Here is a 1,170-nt window from a genome sequence, read left to right on the forward strand (position 1 = left end):
CTGAGGTTGAACTCGTAGTGGCGGGGGAGGAACTGACGTTTCGTGATCGTTGCGGTATGCCGGAGTCATGAGGTATGCGCAGGGAGGCGGGCTGACGCCGAAGCAGCAGGCGGCTCGTGAACAGTTGAGGCTGGAGGCTGCGGAGCGGTTCGCGTGTGGGGAGAAGACCAGGGACATCGCACGTGAGTTCCGGGTCGGGGAGCGCCAGGTGGAGAAGTGGCGCAGGACATGGCGCGAGGGCGGAGCGGAGGGGCTGCGCTCGAAGGGGCCGATGTGCGTGGAACTTCTGAGTCTCGCGCAGTGGGAGCGTCTCGTACGGGAGTTGGAGCGTGGCACCCTGGCGCACGGCTGGGACGAGGAGCAGGGCTGGACGTTGGTGCGGATCCGTGCGCTGATCATCCGGTTATTCCTGGTGGAATACACGGTGCAGGGGGTGTGGAAGCTGCTGCGTCGGCACGGCTGGTCCCCGCAGGTGCCGGCCCGGCGGGCGCTGGAGCGGGACGACGCGAGTGTCGAGCGGTGGCGGGGCGAGGTGTGGGAGACCGTAAAGCCACGGCAGCGGCCCAGGACGCCTACATCTGCTTCGAGGACGAGGCAGGGCAGGGACTGAGGCCGCCGAAGGGGCACACGTGGGCACCGCGGGGCCAGACGCCGGTGGTACGGGTGCGCGGCTCGAACCGGGGACGGGTCTCCGTGGCGGGAGTGGTCTGTTTCCGGCACGGCGAACGATCGCGTCTGTTCTACCGGTTGCATGTGTACCGAGGGCGAAAGGGGGAGGTGAAGAGCTTCACCTGGCAGGACTACCGTGACTTGATCGTCGTGGCGCACAACCAGCTCAAGGCCCCCGTGGTCTGGGTTTGGGATAATCTCAACGTCCACCTGGTCGACGAACTCGCGCTGTTCTTCGTGGAGAACGAGGAGTGGCTGACGGTGTTCCAGTTGCCGTCGTACGCTCCTGAGCTCAACCCGCAGGAGGGCATCTGGTCGCTGGTCAAGCGCGGCCTGGCCGACTTCGCCGCCGCCAACCTCGACCACATGGCCCGCGTCATGAAACGCAAGCTCAAGAAGATCCAGTACCGGTCGGACCTGATCGACGGCTGCCTCATCGAGACCGGACTGATCATGGGAGCCGGATGATCGATCGGCCCGCCACCGCGAGTTCAACCCCGG

2 protein-coding genes are annotated in these 1,170 nt (G+C 66.2%); both read left to right on the top strand.

Going from position 1 to position 1,170, the window contains the following annotated elements; translation table 11 throughout:
• Positions 1 to 67: 67 nt before the first annotated feature.
• The gene (locus AB0N07_RS51575; RefSeq protein ID WP_365847985.1) at positions 68 to 610 is read left to right on the top strand and encodes a winged helix-turn-helix domain-containing protein; all 543 of its coding nucleotides are present in this window, start codon (positions 68 to 70) and stop codon (positions 608 to 610) included.
• Positions 535 to 1,137 carry a transposase gene (locus AB0N07_RS51580; RefSeq protein WP_365847987.1) on the top strand — a complete coding sequence of 201 codons (603 nt, stop codon included), beginning with the start codon at positions 535 to 537 and terminating at the stop codon, positions 1,135 to 1,137. Before AB0N07_RS51575 ends, AB0N07_RS51580 begins: the two co-directional genes overlap by 76 nt.
• The last annotated feature ends 33 nt before the right edge of the window (positions 1,138 to 1,170 follow it).

Source organism: Streptomyces sp. NPDC051172 (assembly GCF_040682555.1).
In the GTDB taxonomy this organism is placed as follows: Bacteria; Actinomycetota; Actinomycetes; order Streptomycetales; family Streptomycetaceae; genus Streptomyces.